The organism is Myxococcus sp. AB056, from assembly GCF_006547365.1.
GTDB classification, from domain to species: Bacteria; Myxococcota; Myxococcia; order Myxococcales; family Myxococcaceae; genus Myxococcus; species Myxococcus virescens.
The window spans coordinates 26,982-44,467 of the sequence record NZ_VHLB01000072.1 but is presented as its reverse complement, the minus strand read 5'-3'; the positions used below and the strand labels follow the sequence as shown (position 1 = coordinate 44,467).

The following is a 17,486-nucleotide window of genomic DNA, read 5'->3' as shown; positions in this document are numbered from 1 at the left end:
CCCCCGGCCCCCGTGGACCCGAACCACGAGTTCGCGCCCTACCCCGTGCCGTCGGTGAACGTCCCCAGGCCGCCCGCGACGGAGCCCCAGCCGCCTCCGGAGGCCGTGGCGAAGCAATCACCGAAGCAGCGCGAGCCGTTGATTCCCATGGCGCTGATGTCCAAGGACGCCGACGAGCGATTCCTGGGCTACGCCCGGCTCAAGGTGAACTCGCGCAAGTGCGAGAGCTTCCTGGTAGGCCTGGACGAGATTGCCCAGCGCAGCCCAAGGGCGTCCCACCGCGAGCAGGCGCGCTACCTGCGCGCGCGGTGCTTCGAGGAGAAGCTCGAATCGCACCGGGCCAAGGACGAATACCGCCAGTACCTCAACGACTTCCCGCGAGGGCGCTACGCCAAGGAGGCCAAGACGGGACTGCTGCCCTGAGGCGGGCGGGAGATGACGGCCCCATGTGCCCGCCCGCGACGCACAGCGCGGACGGGAACGGGCCTCGGCCTCAGCTGCCCGTGCGAGGCAGCTTCTGAGGCGGCTCGGTGGCGTTGCCGCGAGCCACCAGCTCGCGCACCACGGACTCCAGCGCGCGGATGCGCCGGCCCGCGCGGCCCGGGGCCCACTGCGGCAACTCCGGCCCCTGCAACAGCGTCATCGCCTGCTCCACGCCGCCCGCCTTGCCCTTCAGCGCGCGCGCGGTGGCCAGGCGCACGCTGCTCGCCGGACGCCGGGTGATGCCGCCCGCCCACAGCAGGTCCAGCGCGAACGTGGTCCACACCGCCAGCTCGTCATCGGGGCGGAGGAAGGCCTCGAAGCGCTTCATCGCCTCGGCCCGGGGCTCGCCCGCGCGGAGGATGTCCTCCGACAACTCCACGTGCAGCGGCGTGCTGTAGGCCAGGGGCTGCTCCGGCGCGATGATGGCCTCGAAGCGCTCGCCGGTGGCCGGACGGCACGCCACCGCGTGCACCAGCTCGGTGGGAATATCCTCGCCGCCCGCGGGGTGCGCGTTCGCCTCGCCGTAGAAGACGACGAGCTTCTCGAAGCGCTCCGCCAGCGCGCGCAGCTCCAGCGGTGGACGCCACGGCCCGAAGTAGATGCGGCGCCGATTGGGTGAGGTGCGCGTGGATTGCCGTTCCAACTGCGTATCCACCATGTACTCGAAGGCCCGCAGCATCGTGTCGAAGCGCGCGGGGTCCCCTTCCAGGATGCCCAGCATCTCCACCACCGCCTCGATGGTGGACACGCAGTGGTCCGCGGGCTCCGCGCGGATGCGATAGTTGCTGGGCCGGCGCGGCACGAAGCCGATGCGCGGCAGCCCGGCCAGCACCGGGTTGCGCGACACGACCTTCTTCGCCTGCGGCCAAGTGCCGTCCACGACGATGAGCGTCTTGGGAGGATTCAGCCGCGCCTCCTCCACCGTGATGGCGTCCTCACCCGGGAAGAGCACCGCGACGGAGTCCCGCTGCGCGGCCAGCTCCTCGATTCGCCGGTGGCCGGTGAAGTCCACGCCCTCATGCAGCTCGGAGTTGCTCAACGACAGGTGCGCCATGCGCGCGGTGCCAATGGCCACGCGGCTCTCGCGCGGGTGCTGGAGGAACACGACGCGCGTGCGAGTCTCCAACCGGGGCGGCAGTTGCGCGCAATAACACGCGCTCTCGGGACGGCGGCAACGCAGGCAGAGGTTACGCACGGCCATCGCCTTTACGGCACGCTCCGAGCAGGGGCAAGTCCCACCACGGGAGGGCCGGGCAGGCTGGGTGCCCGGGGGCCGGCTTCCCCGGGGCAACGGCGGCCGGGCACCGCCCCCCCTGGGCCGAAGATTCCCCAAGCCTCCAGGCGACGGAGTACAGAGGCCCGGTGAACCTGCTGCTCCTCCTGGACGAAGACTTCCTGCCCGACGGCACCGCGCGCCTCACCGGACGGCGGGCCCAGCACGCCCGCGAGGTGCTGCGCGCCGAGCCCGGCGAGTCCCTTCGCGTAGGACACCTGGGAGGCCTCACCGGCACCGGCGAGGTGCTGGAGAACAGCGCTGGCGTGCTGCACCTGCGCGTCACCCTCACCGAGCCTCCGCCCCCGCGCGCGGGCATCGACCTGCTGCTGGCCATCCCCCGCCCCAAGGCGCTGAAGAAGGTGCTGCCCGCGGTGGCCTCGCTGGGCGTGGACCGCATCGTCCTGCTCAACGCGGCGCGCGTGGAGAAGAGCTACTTCGACTCCAAGGTGCTGGACCCCGCCTTCGTCCAGGAGCTGCTCATCCAGGGACTGGAGCAGGCCCGGGACACACGCCTCCCAGAGGTGCTGGTCCGAGAGCGCTTCCGTCCCTTCGTCGAAGACGAGCTCGACGCCTTCTTCGGCCCCCAGACGCTCCGCCTGCTCCCCCACCCGCCCGCGAGGCAGTCGCTCCGAGCGCTGGGCGTCGGTCTGGCCCAACGCGTCGTACTGGCCATTGGCCCGGACGGCGGCTGGGTGCCCTTCGAGGCCGACCTCCTGGAAGCCCATGGTTTCCACCCGTTTTCGTTGGGGCCCCGCATTCTTCGCGTGGAGACGGCCGTGCCCGTCCTCCTGGGGCAGGTGGCGCTTCTTCGGGAGGACATTGCGGCACCGTCCGCGACAACTCTGACTTGAAGGCGCGCCGTGGTCGGGTGAAGAGTTGTCCATGGCCACGACCCGTTCTTCCGCCGCCGCTCAGCCCGCCCTGGGCGAGCAACAGCCGATTGTCACCTCCGAGGAGCAGGCCCCCGCGGCAGCGCCCGCGAAGCCCGCCACGCACGACACGGTGCCGCCGCCGGCCCTGCTCGACTTCATGATGAAGTCGTGGAAGCCGCGCGCGAAGAAGCTGCCCCCGAAAATCAAGCAGGCAGAGGCCTTCAAGGCCCGCCGCCGGGCGCTCTCCAAGCTGTTCCCCGGCGAGACGCTCATCATTCCCACCGGCCACGAGAAGGTGCGCGCCAACGACACCAACTTCCGTTTCCGGCCGGGCAGCGACTTCTACTACCTCACCGGCAACCTGGAGCCGGACTGCGTCCTCGTCCTCCAGCCCAAGGAGAAGGGGGGCCACACCGACGTGCTCTTCGTGGAGCCGAACCCGGGCCGCACCGACGCCACGTTCTTCACCGACCGCGTGAAGGGGGAGCTGTGGGAAGGCCCTCGCCTGGGCGTGAAGGAGAGCCAGGCCCGCTACGGCGTGGACCAGGCCCGGAGCCTCAACGAGCTGCCGGACTTCCTCTCCGGCCTCAGCGGCGCGGCGAGCCGTCCCACGCGCTTGCTGCGCGGCCTGTCGCCCAAGGTGGACGGCGCCGTGCCGGAGCCGGCGGAGAAGAACAAGGACAAGGGGCTGGCCCAGGCGCTGTCGGAGATGCGGCTGCTCAAGGACGCGCAGGAGCTGCGTGAACTCCAGACGTCCATCGACTCCACGCACCGCGGCTTCGAGGACGTCATCCGCGGCCTGAAGACGGCGAAGACGGAGCGCTACGTGGAGGGCATCTTCAACCTCCGCGCCCGAGTGGAAGGCAACGATGTGGGCTACCGCACCATCGCCGCCTCCGGCGCCCATGCGTGCATCCTGCACTGGCACCACAATGACGGGCCGCTCGTTCCCGGCGACCTGCTGCTGCTGGACGCGGGCGTGGAGGGCCAGACGCTCTACACCGCGGACATCACCCGCACCCTGCCCATCTCCGGGAAGTTCTCCAAGGAGCAGCGCGAAATCTACGAGCTGGTGCTGGAGGCGCAGGACGCGGCCTTCGCCGAGGTGAAGCCGGGCAACGACTTCATGGAGCCCAACCGCGCGGCCATGCGCGTGCTCGCGGAGGGCCTGGAGGCCCTGGGCATCCTCGAGGACGCCGAAGAGGCGCTCAAGGACGAGCACCAGTTCTACAAGCGCTACTCGCTCCACAACGTCAGCCACATGCTGGGCCTGGACGTGCACGACTGCGCCCAGGCGCGGCAGGAGACCTACAAGTACGGGAAGCTCCAGGCCGGCATGGTGCTGACGGTGGAGCCCGGCCTCTACTTCCAGATGGACGACCTCACCGTGCCCAAGCGCTACCGGGGCATCGGCGTGCGCATCGAGGACGACGTCGTCGTCACCGCGCGCGGCTGCAAGGTCCTCTCCGCCGACATCCCCCGCAAGGCGAAGGACGTGGAGGCGTGGATGAAGTCCCTCTGGGCGGCGGACAAGGCCGCCCGGAAGGGCAAGAAGAAGTAGGCCCGGCGCGCTACTTCGGCTTCGGCGCGGCGGTGGCGGGTTTCGCCGCCGCGGCCGCGGCCCGCTCCTGCCACTCCGACAGCGCCAGGGGCTTCACGTCCTTGAGCGTGGACACGGCGACGTCGAAGACGCGGGGCCCGGGGTTCGCATCCGGCCCGGCGGTGAAGTTGAGACGGTGGATTTCGTGCCCGGCCTCCGTCTCCAGCACCACGCGCCACTTGCCGGGCTTCAGGTTGGACGTCGTCGCGTAGAAACGGTAGCCGCCGTCCGTGCCGTTGCTGCTGACGGTGGCCATGAAGCCGTTGCCGTACGTCGTCCAGCCCTTCTGCGGGTCGTCGAAGTACCAGCGCACGCGGACCTTGTACGACTGGAAGTGCTTCGGCGCGAAGATGCGGAAGAAGTAGTAGGGCTTGTCCCCCGGCTGCATCAGGAAGTCCGGCCCGCCCCACGTCCACGGCTTGTACCAGGCGCCGGAGTCCACCGAGGACAGGTGGTAGATGCCCGGGCTCACCCGCTCCACCTGGTGGTAGATGCCCGCGAACTGCACGGCCACGGGCAGCGGCGGAATCACGCCCACCAGGTACAGCCCCAGCAGCGCGGCCTGCACGCCGAAGCCAGGGATGGCCACGTTGCGCAGCAGGTACCGGTTGTCCGGCCGCCAGCGCCGGATGAGGCGCATCACCCCGAAGATGCTCGCGCAGCCCATGACGACGGCCAGCAGGAAGACCCAGAAGCCCATGCGCCCCAGCACCACCGGGAGCAGGCAGACGAAGTACATCGTCACGCACAGGCTGAGCAGCACCATGCGCATGATGGGCCCCAGCCTGCGGAACAGGGGCAACTCGTTGGCTGCCAGCAGGGCGAAGAGGCCCACCACGAACAGGTAGGGCAGCGCGCCCGACGTGCTCTTGAAGAGCAGCAGCATGAACGCGCTGAGCAGGCTTCCGAAGAGGAAGTGGATGCCGTCCTCGCGCCAGCGCCAGACCTTCTGCAGGAACTTCGGCGGCTCGACGCCGTCCGGGTAGCGCTGCTCCAGCAGCAGCAGTCCCGTGAGGACCAGCAGGTAGCCGAAGTTCTGCGCCAGCGTCAGCGTGTCATCGATGCGGCTGATGGTGAGGACGTCGTAGATGAAGCCGCCGAAGAAGAAGACGGCCATCTCCCACTTCTCATGGCGGGCGCGGAACTGCTGCACCTTGTCCATGAGGGTGGGCGTCTTCGCCGTGTCGACCAGGTCGTCCGGGTCCACCACCACGCCCGGCGCCTGGGCCGGCAACACGGTGTCCGTCAGGGCGACGGCTGCGTGGTTCTCTGCGATGGGGACGTTCGCCTCGACGGCGGGGCCCGCGTTGGGCACCTCGGCGGAGGCTTCGTCCGGATTCTCGGGCGTGTTGTGACGGGTAGCAGTGACCACGGAGGTTCCTCGGGGCGGCGGCCTTCCATCCTAGCCGCAGCGAGGGGAATCGGTCTCCCCTCGCCCGTCACACCCCGAGGCCCCGTCCTCCGCTAGGCCGGGCTCTTGCCCGCGACCAGGTCGGCCAGCTCACCGCGCTCGGCCAGCTCCATCAGGATGTCGGAGCCGCCGACGAACTGCCCGTTGATGAAAATCTGGGGGATGGTGGGCCAGTTGGTGAAGTCCTTGATGCCCTGGCGAATCTCCGGATCCGCGAGCACGTCCACCGTGTGGACCTGCCCCAGGGGCTGCAGCAGCTGCAGCGCCCGCGCGGAGAAGCCGCACTGGGGGAAGAGGGCGTTGCCCTTCATGAAGAGCACAATCTTGTGCGACCGGGTCTCCTGCTCCAACCGGGCCTTGAGTTCAGGCGTCATGGGTACCGCTCCTTCTAGCGAGTCCCGAGCTTCTTCCACTGCTCGGGAGAATAGGTCTTTAGCGCGAGCGCATGCAGCTCGCCGCTCTTCAGCCACTGCTGGAGTGGCGCGTAGACGAGCTGGTGCTGCTGCACCATGGCTTTCCCAGCGAAGTCGGGGCTCACCACCCGGGCCTCGTAGTGGTCTCCCGTCCCGGTGTAGTCCCGCACCTCCACCTCGGAGCCCGGCAGGGCCTCCAGGATGCGGGCCCGGATGAATTCGGCGTCGAGCATCAGTTCATTCCCCTTCCCATCACCAGCATGGCGGGGTCCACCCCCATGCCACGCAGCGTCGTATCCCACAATTTCGACGGCTCGTGGCCAAGCACCGCCTCCGCGGTGGCCTCGGTGAAGAGCCAGGAGCCGGCGGCAATCTCGCTCTCCAGCTGGCGTGGGCCCCAGCCCGCATACCCCAGGCAGAAGCGCAGGCGCGGGTTCGGATTGGTCAGGAGCGGGCCCAGCGCGTCCAGCGTCACGCTCAGGAACAGGCCGGGCAGCACCGAGTGCTTCTCCCGCTGCTCCGTGTCGTCGTGGAGGACGAAGCCCCGCTGGGGCTCCACCGGGCCGCCCAGGTAGACGGAATGTTCCTTCCGCCCGGCGGCGATGCCCAGGTTCTGCCCGCGCGCCAGCTCACCGAGCGTCAGGGGGGCCCCCCGGTTGATGACGAGCCCCATGGAGCCCGTCTCCGAGTGCTCCAGCATCAAGACGACCGAGCGGTGGAAATTCGGGTCGCCGAGCTGGGGCATGGCCAGCAGCAAGCCAGGAGCGAGGTTCTTCACCCCAGGAGCATCAACCGTTCACGCGGATGGCGCAACCGGAACCCGCCCCGGCGCCCCTGGCCAGAGGGGGCATCAGTGCCAGCTCGTATGCCTGGACTGGAGGGCCTCGGCCAGCCGCTGGGGATCCAGGGGTTTGCCGATGAAGAGGTCCGCGCCCAGGCCCTTGCACTTGCGCGCCATGGCCGCGTCGCTCAGGGCGCTGACGCCGATGAGGACGGACTGGGGGAAGCGCTCGCGCAGCCGCGACATCAGCGTGGCGCCGCTGCGACCGGGCAGGAAGACGTCGACGATGGCGGCGTCCATGCGCTTGTTGCGCACGGCGAATTCAGCCTCCTCGGCGCTGCCCACGGGCAGGGGCTCGTAGCCCCAGCCCGCCAGCATCTCCACGAGGATTTCGCGGTGGGATGGATCATCCTCGACGACGAGCACCGCGGCGCGCGCGGGCTCCAGCTTGAGCAAGTCCGTGCGCTCCTCGCGCTCGCGGCTGTCGAGTTCGGTGAAGGTGGCAAGCTCTTCGCTAGGCGTCAGGGACATGGAGGCACCAATGTGGGCAAAAGGTTTCCGTGTGTGGACAACGCCTTCCCCAACGTTGGGAATTCCACGTCGCACCGGGGCGGGGGCCCCAACTCCAGCGCTCGTCAGGTCACCCGGCGAGAGGGCCCGGAGAGCGCCTGGGAGGCGAGCGAGGCACCGAGCACCAGCAGCACGAGCAGCGCCCAGGCGGGCAGCACCACCCGGCCGCCGCCCTCGTAGATGAGGGCCGCGTAGCTGGTGCCCAGGTAGCGGCCCAGGGACATGGGCTCCATCCGGGCGATGCCGAAGAAGCTCACGGTGGACTCGGTGAGGATGGCGGCGGGGAGCCGCGACAGGAACACCGCGAGCGCGAAGGGTCGAAGCGCGGGCCACAGGTGGACGCGCAGCAGGTGCAGGCCGCCTCCGCCGAGCGCCCGGGACGCGGCCACATACTCCTGGGATTCGAGCGTCGCCAGGCGGTTGCGGAACATGCGCGCGGGCCCCGCCCAGCCCACCAGGGCCAGCGAGACGACCATCAGACCGAAGGGGCCCAGGCCGCCGCCCGCGCCCGCGTCGGAGAGCGACTGCCCCGCGAGTTGGAGCACCATCACCACCAGCACGTCCGGCAGGGCGAAGACGGCGTCCACGGCGCGCAGCAGCGTCTGCTCCACCGCGCCGCCGGACAGCCGCGCCACGGCGGCCACGGCGAGTCCGATGAACGTGGAGAGCGCGCCCGCGGCGAGCCCCACTGCGAGGGAGACCCAGAGCCCGCCAAAGGCGAGCTCGCAGACGGTGCGGTCCGGGCGCGTGGGGTCCATGCCCAGCGGACAGGTGCTGGCCAGGGCCTCCGGGAAGAGCCGCCCCGCCACGAGGCTGAGCAGGCCCAGTCCCACCAGGAGCACCAGGCCGACGCGGGCGCGCACGGGAACGCGGCTCATGCCGAGGCCTCCCGGGAGCGCGGGTCCACGGCGTAGCGCAGCACCTCCACCGCGAGGCTCACGATGACGAGCAGGGTCGCGAAGGTGGTGGTGGCGACGACGACGACGGCCACCTGCTTGTTGAGCACGGCGAGGACGTAGAGCTGGCCGAAGTACGGCAGGCCCAGGACGCGCTCCGCGGCGAAGGAACCGGCGAGCAACGACGTGGCCACCGGCCCCACGGCGTCCAGCATCGCGGGCCACACGTTGGGCAGGACGTGACGGCGCAGCACGGCGGCGCGCGACAAGCCCTTGCCCAGCGCGGTGCGCACGTAGTCGCGCGACAACTCCGCCTCCAGCGAGTCGCCCACGAGCGTGCCCAGGAAGATGCCGGGCCAGATGGACGTCACCAGCGCCGCGCACAGCTCCGGCAGCAGGTGCCCACGCTCCACCACGCCGGGCGCGAGCAGCAGCGCGGGGATGAAGACGGGCGTGCCGAATGCCACGGCGGGCACCACATCACCGAGCGCGGCCCACCGGCCTTTCCTCCACCGGGTCCGAAGCAAGGCAAAGCCCAGGGCCCACGTCAGCGCGAGTGGCAGCGCCATCAAGCCCACGCCTACGCTGCCAGACAGCTTCGTCAGCAGCTCATCGCCGGTGATGCCCTGGGCGCTCGTGCCCAGACGCTCGCCGCGAAAGAGCTTCTCCCACGGGCGCAGGAAGCCCAGCGGCTCGCCGATGCCCAAGTCCCTCCGGTACGAGGCCGCGAGCTCACGCGACACCTGCCGCTTCGCGTCCGTCTCCGTGGTCAGCGGAAGCGAGGCCATGAGGAAGTACGACGCCACGGCCACGACAGGCACCAGGACCACCTGCCGCAACAGTCGTTGGGCGATGGCCCTCATGGCCCGCCTCTTGAGCGCAGGACGACGCCACGAGCCACGCGCGAAGCACGCATGTCCCCCAAGCCGCTATGAATGCCGCTGTTGCTCACGGCGACTCCTCCGCCCGGGGCGCATCCGACGCCGCCCCCAGGCGAAGCGCGCGCAGCGCCAGGAAGTTGAAGGGGTCCACGTCCAGCCCGCGAAGCCGCGAGCGCGCGCGGTAATAACGGTCCGGGTGGTACAGTGGCGCAATCACGGCCTGTTCCCCCACGAGCACCTCCTGAGCCTGGACATATGACGCTTGGGCAGTCGCCTCATCCGGCGCGCTGTCCCCCGCCTCCAGCAGCCGCTCGAAGCGCGCCAGGGGCTCGCCGCCCGCCTGTGTCTCCCACCCCGTCTGGTGATTGCCCTCACGCTCGAACAGCGTGAAGAACGTATTCGGGTGCGCGTAATCCGCCCCCAGGCGCCTCAGGTACAAGTCGTACGTGCGAGGCCCCTGCGCGGAGCGTCGGGCAATCTCCGCCGAGAAATCCGAGCGCGCCTCCAGCACCACCCGCACACCCACGCGCGCGAGCTGCGCGGCCACCCGCTCCGCGATGGCCACCTCGGGAACGAATCCATCCCCCGACCGGTAGACGAGCCGCAACGGCCGCTCCAGCCCCGCCACACCCGCCAGCTCCGCCCGAGCCTGCTCCGGCGCGTAGCGTGGCAGCCGCGCGGCCTGCTCCGGCGTCGCGGCCCCTGGCAGCTCCGGTGGCAGCAACACATGGGACGGCCGCGCCGCGGGCAGCAGCCCCGCTAGCAGTGCCTCGCGGTCCAGCGCCCGGGACAGCGCGCGCCGCACCTCGGGCCTGTCCAGCGGCGCCTTCTCCGTGTTGAAGGCCAGGAAGTACGTGGACAGCAACGACTCGCGGCGCAAGTCGTCCGGCCGGTGGATGCGCAGCGCCGCGGCGCTGTCCACGAAGACGAAGTCCACCCGCTCCCGCTCGTACAGCGCCGGGCCGATTTCCGACTTCATCAGCGTGATGACCGGAACGGGCGTCTCCCCTTCTGCCATCCGCGGAGGAAAGGCCGACGCCGGGTTGTGGACCAGCCGCACCCGCTCCCCCGCGCGGTCCCACCGCTCGACGCGGTAGGGCCCCAGCGCCAGGGGACGGCCCTCGCGCGGACGGTCGAAGTAGTCCCGAACCTCCTCGTCCGACTTCCCCTCCAGGTCCGCCGAGGGCGCCGGGTAGAACAGGTACACATTGGCCACGCGCGCCAGGAAGTAGCTGCGCGGCCGCGCCAGCGTCACCCGAAGCGTGTGCGCGTCCACGGCCTCCACGCCCACGCGCTCCAACGCGGCGCGAACCTCGGCCTCCGGCGCGCCTCGCTCCTGGAGCGCCAGCGCCTCGGAGGCCCCTTCCAGGTCCGCCATCTCCCCGCGCTCGCGGCCCTGCAGCGCGCGCCGCCAGCCCACGACGAAGTCACGCGCCTCCAGCGGCGCGCCATTCGACCAGCGAACGTCCCGCCGCAGGTGGAACGTGTAGACATCCCGCCCCTGCCCATCCGTGACGCGCTCCCACCGCGCGGCCAGCCCCGGCTCCACGCCGTGGTCCGGCCCCAGCTGCGTGAGCCCGCGCTGGGTGGCCAGCATCACCGGGTAGTTCGCCCAGCTGTCCGGGTCCGAGTGACTCCAATCCAGCGTGGTGGGCATGGCCGGCACCACCACCTTCACGCCGGGCTCTGGCTGGAAGCCGCACGGCCCACACGACGCGGCCCACACGGCCAGCAGGTACCACCACCACCGGAGTCGAGCGCGCGGAGCCACCAAGGCCCCTTCTACCCCGAAGGTCCAGGCGCCAGAAAAGGAGAAGCCAGGAACCCGGCGACCTTGGTCGTCCGGCGTCCTGGCTTCCCTTCAGCTCGGCCCGGCAGGCGCGGCGGCCCACCGGGTGCTGTCTGTCTGACGCTAGGCCGGGGCCACGGCCGGCGAGGCCGGCAGCTCCGTGGTGCCACCCAGCTTGCCGCCGTCCGTCGTCGCCGGCTTGCGGCCGAACTCCTCCGGCTTCTCCAGCACCAGCGCCTCGCGCAGCACGTCGTCCACGAACTCCACCGGGACGATGCGCAGCTGCTTGCGAATCTTGAGCGGGATGTCCTTCAGGTCCTTCTTGTTGGCCTTCGGAATGAGGACCGTCTTGATGCCCGCCCGGTGCGCGGCCAGCGTCTTCTCCTTCAGGCCGCCAATGGGGAGCACCCGTCCGCGCAGGGTGATTTCACCCGTCATCGCCACGTCGCGGCGGATGAGCACGCGGGTGAGCGCGCTCACCAGCGCGGTGCAGATGGTGACGCCGGCGGACGGACCGTCCTTCGGAATCGCGCCCTCCGGCAAGTGGACGTGGATGTCGTAGTTCTCGAACACCTTGCGGTCGATGCCGAAGCGCTCGGCGCGGCTGCGCACGTAGGACATGGCCGCCTGCGCGGACTCCTGCATCACCTCACCCAGCTTGCCGGTGATGATGAGCTTGCCCTTGCCCGGCATCACCGTGGCCTCGGTGGTGAGGATTTCGCCACCCAGCTCCGTCCAGGCCAGGCCCGTGACGATGCCCACCTGGTCCTCGCGCTCCGCCACGCCGTAGCGGTAGCGAGGCGTGCCCAGGAACTTCATGGCCATCTTCCGGTCCACCTCGATGTCCCGCTTGCCGTTCTTCAGCACGTCGCGGGCAATCTTGCGGAACACGCCACCAATCTCACGCTCGAGCGAACGCACGCCCGACTCACGCGTGTAGCGGTGGATGATGGTCCGCAGCGCCGGGTCGGAGATGTCCACCTTGAGGTCTGCCAGCCCGTTGGCCTCCTGCTCCTTCGGGATGAGGTAGCGCCGCGCGATGGAGAGCTTCTCCGGCTCGGTGTACCCCGCGATGCGAATCACCTCCATGCGGTCCTGCAGCGGACCGGGGATGTTGTGCATCGTGTTCGCGGTGCAGATGAACATCACCTTGGACAGGTCGTAGTCGAGGTCCAGGTAGTGGTCGTTGAAGTTGTGGTTCTGCTCGGGGTCCAGCACCTCCAGCAGCGCCGCGCTCGGGTCGCCACGGAAGTCCGTGGACATCTTGTCGATTTCGTCGAGCAGGAAGACGGGGTTGTTGCTGCCCGCCTTCTTCAGCGACTGGATGAGCTTGCCCGGCATCGCGCCGATGTACGTGCGCCGGTGGCCGCGAATCTCCGCCTCGTCCCGCACGCCGCCCAGCGACAGGCGCACGAACTTGCGGCCGGTGGCCCGGGCGATGGAGCGCGCCAGCGACGTCTTGCCGACGCCCGGAGGGCCGACGAAGCACAGCACGGGGCCCTTGAGCTTCTTCACCAGCTGCTGCACGGCCAGGTACTCGAGGATGCGCTCCTTCGGCTTCTTCAAGCCGTAGTGGTCCTCGTTGAGCACCGTCTCCGCCTCGGTGACGTCCAGACGGTCCTGCGTCTCGTCGTACCAGGGGAGGCTGATGATCCAGTCGATGTAGTTGCGGACGACGGTGGCCTCGGCGCTCATCGGGCTCATCATCCGGAGCTTCTTCAGCTCCTTCTTGACCTTGAGCGTGGCCTCCTTGCTCATCCGCTTGTTCTTCAGCTTCTCTTCAATCTCCTGAATCTCGTTCTTGAACTCGTCGCGCTCACCCAGCTCCTTCTGAATGGCCTGCATCTGCTCATTCAGGTAGTACTCCTTCTGGGTCTTCTCCATCTGCTTCTTGACGCGCGTGCGGATCTTCTTCTCCACCTGGAGAATCTCGATCTCACCCTGCATCAGCTCGTAGAGCTTCTCCAGGCGCTTGGCCGGGGACTCCGTCTCGAGCAGGGCCTGCTTGTCATTCAGCTTCAGGGAGAGGTGCGCGACGATGGTGTCGGCCAGCCGCGCCGGGTCGTCGATGCTGGCCACCTGCATCAGCATCTCAGGCGGGATGCGCTTGTTGAGCTTGACGAAGGCCTCGAAGACGGAGTGGACGCTGCGAACGAGCGCCTCCAGCTCCACCGTCTTCTCCGTCTGCTCCTCCACCTCCTCCACCTCGACCATGAAGAAGGCGTCGTTGGGGTGGAACTTCTTCACCTTGGCGCGGCGCACGCCTTCCACCAGCACCTTCACCGTGCCGTCGGGCAGCGGGAGGAGCTGGATGACGTGGCCCAGCGTACCGAAGTGAAAGATGTCGTCGGGGGTAGGGTCGTTCGTCTTGGCCTTCTTCTGCGCGGCCAGCAGGATGACGGCCTTGTCGTCCGGCCCCTTGTGCGCCATCGCGTCCTTCAACGCCGCGATGGACTTCTCCCGGCCGACGAACAACGGCACCACCATGTGCGGGAACACGATGATGTCCCGAAGGGGCAAGAGCGGGACCGTCAAACCCCGCTTCTGGGCTTCCTTCTTGTCGTCACGTCCGAAGAACATGTATCCGCCACCTGCGGGCCCTCGGAGTTGCAGGCCCCTAGAAGAGTTGCCCGTCTGCTCGCTCGCCGAGCATTCGTACGGGATGCAGCAGTTCTATAACACGGCGTTTCGCGGCGCCGTTCCCCGCCTCAAGATTGGGGAACGGCGTCTTGCCATCAAGGGAACACCCGAGGCTCCCTCGGGCGTCCGCTTGGGGTGTCAGCGGCCCTGCGCCGCCACCCCACCCTGTGCCCCCTGGACCTCCAGGGCGTGGAACAGGAACGAGTACAGGTCCACGCTGGACTCAATGGCCTTGGCCACCTGATCCGCGCCACCGTGGCCCGCGTTGGCCTCGATGCGCAGCAGCGCCGTCGCCGGGTTTCCGGGCGAGTTCTGCACCGCCGCCACGAACTTGCGGGCGTGCATGGGGTCCACCCGGTCGTCGTGGTCCGCCGCCATCATCAGCAGCGCCGGGTAGCGCACGCCCGGCCGAACGTGGTGGTAGGGCGAGTAGGCGTGCAGCGTCTTGAAGTCCTCGGGCTTCTCCGCCGTGCCGTACTCCGGAATCCAGGTCCGGCCACTGCCGAAGAGGTGGTAGCGCACCATGTCCAGCAGGGGCACCGCGCACACCACCGCGCCGTACAGCTCCGGCCGCTGCGTCATGGCCGCGCCCACCAGCAGGCCGCCGTTGCTGCCACCGTAGATGGCCAGCCGCTTGGGCTGCGTGTACTTCTGCTGGACCAGGTACTCGGCCGCCGCGTGGAAGTCGTCGAAGACGTTCTGCTTCTTGTCCAGGCGGCCGGCATCGTGCCAGGCCTTGCCGTACTCGCCGCCGCCGCGCAGGTTGGCCACCGCGTACACGCCGCCCGCGTCCAGCCAGGGCAGGATGCTCGAGCGGAAGTTGGCCTCCATGTTCACGTTGAAGCCGCCGTAGCCGTAGAGCAGCGTGGGCGCGTTGCCGTCACGCTTCAGGTCCTTGCGGTGCACCACGAACATGGGCACCTTCGTCCCGTCCTTGGACGCGTAGAAGACCTGCTCCACCTGGTACTGCTCCGGGTTCATGGGCACGTCCACCTTGGCCCAGAGCTCCGACTTCCCGGTGCTGACGGACGTCTTGTAGATTTGGCGGGGCGTGGTGAAGGACGTGAAGACGTAGTAGGCGTCATCCAGGTCCTCCAGGCCCACCAGGTTGGACGCCGCGCCCACACCCGGCAGCTGCACCGTGCGCACCGGCTTGCCCTTCAGCGTGGCCACGCGCACCTCGGACGTCGCGTCCTTGAGGTACTCCAGCGACAGGTGCCCGCCGACGATGCTGACGGACAGCAGGGACGCGGACGGGTCCTCGGGGACAATCTCCTTCCACGACGCGCGGGCCGGCTTCGCCGGATCCACCTCGAAGACGCGCTGGCGCGGGGCGCCCTCGTCGGTGAGGACGTAGAAGCGGTCCTTCCAGGCGTGCACCTCGTACTTGGCGCCCGCGCCCTTCACCAGCAGGCGGAAGTCCTTCTCACCCGGCCGCTTCCAGTAGACGTCGTTCTCGCTCCAGCCGCGGAGGATGTAGACGAACAGGTACTTGCCGTCGCGGCTCAGGTCGCTCTGGAGGAACGTCGTCGGGTCGCCGGTGCGCTCGTGCACCACGGTGTCCTTCGACGGCTCCGTGCCCAGCGTGTGGTAGCGGATGGTGGTGTAGCCGGGGCGCTCGTCCACCTTGATGGACGGGTCCGTGGGCAGCCACTCGTAATAGAAGCCCTTGCTGTCGGGCGTCCACTTGGGCGTGGCGTACTTGCCGCCCTCGATGACGTCCACCTTGGACCACTCGCCGGAGTCCACGTCGATGACGTGCAGCACCGCCTCATCCGCGGCGTTGGGCTTCTGGGCGAAGGCCACCTTCTTGCCGTCCCAGGACACGGCCCACGTCCCCAGGGACACGGTGCCGTCCTTGCTCCAGCCGTTCGGATCCAACAGCACCTTCTCTGGCCCGCTCTCCCCCTGGCGCCAGTAGAGGATGGCCTTCTCCTTGTCCTTGTGGGTGCGGACGTAGAAGAAGCGCCCGTTGCGGCGCGACGGGGTGGAGACGGAGTCGGTGTAGAACAGCTCCTTGAAGCGCGCGGCCAGGGCCTCACGGCCGGGGAACTTCGCCAGCGCTTCGCGGGCGTGCGCGTTCTGCGCCGTCATCCACGTCTGGACCTCGGGGGCCTTCTCGTCCTCGAGCCAGCGGTACGGGTCCGCCACCTGGACGCCGTGCAACGTGTCGACAACCTGCTCCGCCCGGGTCGCCGGGTAGGACATGCGGGGAGACTCCTCGGTTACGGGGGCCGCGGAGGCTGCCGCGGGCAGCTCATCACGCGCGGCCTCCTTCTGGGAGGCACACGCCGCGAGCGACATCAGGGCGGGAACGAGCAGCTTTCTCATGGGCCCAGCACATACAGAAAGGCCCCCGGCCGTCCCACAAAAAGTGTGGCGGGGCCAACGCAAGCCCGGCCCCTCCCCTGACGAAAGAGGCGCGCCCGGACCACACCAGGTGGTTCCGTGACGCGCCTCGTCAACCAGACGACACCGGGCCCCCTGACAGGGGCCCAGGCGTCAGGCGGATTCCTTCTTCGGCTCCGCGGCTTCCTTCTCCGGCTGGGCGTGCAGCACCACCGGCTCGCTCTTCTTGAGAATCACTTCCTCGGAGATGAGCACCTCGCGGGCCGTCTTGCGGGACGGGATTTCGTACATCACGTCCAGCATGGCCGACTCCAGGATGGAGCGCAGGCCACGGGCGCCCGCCTTGCGGCGGATGGCCTCGTTGGCAATGGCCTTGAGGGCGCCGTCGGTGAACTTCAGCGTCACGCCGTCCAGTTCGAAGAGCTTGCGGTACTGCTTGGTGAGCGCGTTCTTCGGCTGGTTGAGGATGTTGATGAGGGCAGCCTCATCCAGCTCCTCCAGCGCGGTGATGATGGGCAGGCGGCCGATGAACTCCGGAATCATGCCGAACTTCAGCAGGTCCTCCGGCTCCACGTGCTTGAGCAGCTCCGTGAGGCTGCGTTGCTTCTTGGACTGCACGTCCGCGCCAAAGCCCAGGCTGCGGCCGCCCATGCGGCGCTCAATCACCTGGTCCAGCCCGCCGAAGGCGCCGCCGCAGATGAAGAGGATGTTGGTGGTGTCCACCTGCAGGAACTCCTGCTGCGGGTGCTTGCGGCCACCCTTGGGCGGAACATTGGCCACCGTGCCTTCGATGAGCTTGAGCAGCGCCTGCTGAACGCCCTCGCCGCTGACGTCGCGGGTGATGGAGGGGTTCTCCGACTTGCGCGCAATCTTGTCGATTTCGTCGATGTAGACGATGCCGCGCTGGGCCCGCTCGATGTCGTGGTCGGCGGCCTGCAGCAGGTTGACGATGATGTTCTCCACGTCCTCGCCCACGTAGCCGGCCTCGGTGAGGCACGTCGCGTCGGCGATGGTGAAGGGCACGTTGAGGATGCGCGCCAGCGTCTGCGCCAGCAGCGTCTTGCCGCTACCCGTAGGCCCCAGCAGAAGGATGTTGCTCTTCTGGAGCTCCACGTCCTCCATCGCGACCTTGGACTCGATGCGCTTGTAGTGATTGTGCACGGCGACGGAGAGCGTCTTCTTCGCCCGCTCCTGCCCAATCACGTACTCGTCCAGGACCGCCTTGATTTCGGAGGGCCGGGGGATGCGCAGCTTCGTGTCCTTCGTCTCCTCGCGGTCGATCTCCTCCGCGATGATGTCGTTGCACAGCCCGATGCACTCGTCGCAGATGTAGACCGTCGGCCCCGCGATGAGCTTCTTGACCTCCTTCTGTGACTTTCCACAGAAGGAGCAGCAGAGGGTCTGGTTGTCTCGCTTCTCCACGTTCTTGCCCGCCATTTCGTCCCTCGCTGCGCCTGAAAGGCCCCCGCCCCCGAACTCCACCCCGTTCCTGGCTCGGGACCAATCTAGTCAGCCCCCGTCCGGA

Annotated in this window: 15 protein-coding genes; 3 read left to right on the top strand and 12 right to left on the bottom strand. The window is 68.8% G+C overall.

Annotated elements, in window-relative coordinates:
* On the top strand, positions 1–423 hold a 423-nt coding region (locus tag FMP39_RS26770), incomplete at its 5' end, for a tol-pal system YbgF family protein (RefSeq protein WP_368667078.1).
* 70 nt (positions 424–493) lie between these two features.
* Here the strand turns inward: FMP39_RS26770 and FMP39_RS26765 are convergent.
* Positions 494–1,684 (bottom strand): tRNA-uridine aminocarboxypropyltransferase, encoded by a 1,191-nt coding sequence (locus tag FMP39_RS26765; protein ID WP_141592984.1) that lies wholly within the window; start codon positions 1,682–1,684, stop codon positions 494–496.
* Positions 1,685–1,845: 161 nt separating this feature from the next.
* Between FMP39_RS26765 and FMP39_RS26760 the strand changes: the two genes are divergently transcribed.
* Complete coding sequence (locus tag FMP39_RS26760; RefSeq protein WP_141592983.1) at positions 1,846–2,610, top strand: 16S rRNA (uracil(1498)-N(3))-methyltransferase; 765 nt, start codon at positions 1,846–1,848, stop codon at positions 2,608–2,610.
* 31 nt (positions 2,611–2,641) lie between these two features.
* Positions 2,642–4,192 (top strand): aminopeptidase P family protein, encoded by a 1,551-nt coding sequence (locus tag FMP39_RS26755; RefSeq protein ID WP_194858574.1) that lies wholly within the window; start codon positions 2,642–2,644, stop codon positions 4,190–4,192.
* Between the two features lie 10 nt (positions 4,193–4,202).
* Here FMP39_RS26755 and FMP39_RS26750 read toward each other — a convergent pair whose 3' ends face one another.
* The 11 genes from FMP39_RS26750 to clpX all read right to left on the bottom strand — a co-directional run bounded on the left by FMP39_RS26750 (position 4,203) and on the right by clpX (position 17,398).
* A complete protein-coding gene (locus FMP39_RS26750; RefSeq protein WP_141592981.1) occupies positions 4,203–5,603 on the bottom strand; it encodes a DUF2914 domain-containing protein in 1,401 nt (466 codons plus the stop codon).
* 92 nt (positions 5,604–5,695) lie between these two features.
* The gene (gene grxD / locus FMP39_RS26745) at positions 5,696–6,016 is read right to left on the bottom strand and encodes a Grx4 family monothiol glutaredoxin (protein WP_011552108.1); all 321 of its coding nucleotides are present in this window, start codon (positions 6,014–6,016) and stop codon (positions 5,696–5,698) included.
* A 14-nt stretch (positions 6,017–6,030) separates the two neighbouring features.
* Positions 6,031–6,288: a BolA family protein gene (locus FMP39_RS26740; RefSeq protein ID WP_011552107.1), complete on the bottom strand. Its 258-nt coding sequence runs from the start codon at positions 6,286–6,288 to the stop codon at positions 6,031–6,033.
* A complete protein-coding gene (locus FMP39_RS26735) occupies positions 6,288–6,833 on the bottom strand; it encodes a YqgE/AlgH family protein (protein WP_141592980.1) in 546 nt (181 codons plus the stop codon). The genes FMP39_RS26740 and FMP39_RS26735 overlap by 1 nt, the downstream gene beginning before the upstream one ends.
* 72 nt (positions 6,834–6,905) lie before the next feature.
* On the bottom strand, positions 6,906–7,367 hold the full coding sequence (locus FMP39_RS26730) for a response regulator (RefSeq protein ID WP_141592979.1): 462 nt from the start codon (positions 7,365–7,367) through the stop codon (positions 6,906–6,908).
* A 104-nt stretch (positions 7,368–7,471) separates the two neighbouring features.
* Positions 7,472–8,284: an ABC transporter permease subunit gene (locus tag FMP39_RS26725; protein ID WP_141592978.1), complete on the bottom strand. Its 813-nt coding sequence runs from the start codon at positions 8,282–8,284 to the stop codon at positions 7,472–7,474.
* A complete protein-coding gene (locus tag FMP39_RS26720) occupies positions 8,281–9,165 on the bottom strand; it encodes an ABC transporter permease subunit (protein WP_090491977.1) in 885 nt (294 codons plus the stop codon). The genes FMP39_RS26725 and FMP39_RS26720 overlap by 4 nt, the downstream gene beginning before the upstream one ends.
* Before the next feature lie 85 nt (positions 9,166–9,250).
* Positions 9,251–10,957: a peptide ABC transporter substrate-binding protein gene (locus FMP39_RS26715; protein WP_141592977.1), complete on the bottom strand. Its 1,707-nt coding sequence runs from the start codon at positions 10,955–10,957 to the stop codon at positions 9,251–9,253.
* 138 nt (positions 10,958–11,095) lie between these two features.
* A complete protein-coding gene (lon, locus tag FMP39_RS26710) occupies positions 11,096–13,552 on the bottom strand; it encodes an endopeptidase La (protein ID WP_141592976.1) in 2,457 nt (818 codons plus the stop codon).
* A gap of 198 nt (positions 13,553–13,750) precedes the next feature.
* Positions 13,751–15,916, bottom strand: a complete 2,166-nt coding sequence (locus tag FMP39_RS26705; RefSeq protein WP_141592986.1) for a prolyl oligopeptidase family protein — start codon at positions 15,914–15,916, stop codon at positions 13,751–13,753.
* 198 nt (positions 15,917–16,114) lie between these two features.
* Positions 16,115–17,398: an ATP-dependent Clp protease ATP-binding subunit ClpX gene (gene clpX, locus FMP39_RS26700; protein ID WP_011552099.1), complete on the bottom strand. Its 1,284-nt coding sequence runs from the start codon at positions 17,396–17,398 to the stop codon at positions 16,115–16,117.
* Between the last annotated feature and the right edge of the window lie 88 nt (positions 17,399–17,486).